This is a genomic window from Tersicoccus phoenicis (assembly GCF_001968835.1).
GTDB classification, from domain to species: Bacteria; Actinomycetota; Actinomycetes; order Actinomycetales; family Micrococcaceae; genus Tersicoccus; species Tersicoccus phoenicis.
In genome coordinates this window covers 1-303 of record NZ_MRDE01000033.1, presented here as the reverse complement: position 1 = coordinate 303, position 303 = coordinate 1, and the positions used below count along the sequence as shown (strand labels likewise).

The following is a 303-nucleotide window of genomic DNA, read 5'->3' as shown; positions in this document are numbered from 1 at the left end:
CCGATGCCGGCGATCGCGGACTTGACCTGCGGGTTCATCCGGGCGGTCACGGAGAACCACGCCCGGTGGCGGATCGCGGCCCCGACGAACGCCCACCCGTAGTAAGCCGAGTCCGCGCGGGCCAGGATCCGCCCGCTCACCCCCGCTGCCCGGGCGGTGCTGATGGCCTGGGTCAGCATCCGGCCTGCCCCGGTCGCCGAGGCGACGTTGCCTCGACGCAGCCGCGCGGTCGTGATCACCGGCGCGTCCACCGGGCTCGAGAGGACCCCGACCTGGGCGTTGAGCCCGCGTACCCCGGAGTAG

At 74.3% G+C, this 303-nt stretch carries 1 pseudogene; it reads right to left on the bottom strand.

The window, feature by feature from the left end:
- Window positions 1-303: pseudogene (locus tag BKD30_RS06360) on the bottom strand (IS1380 family transposase); the annotation flags it as partial.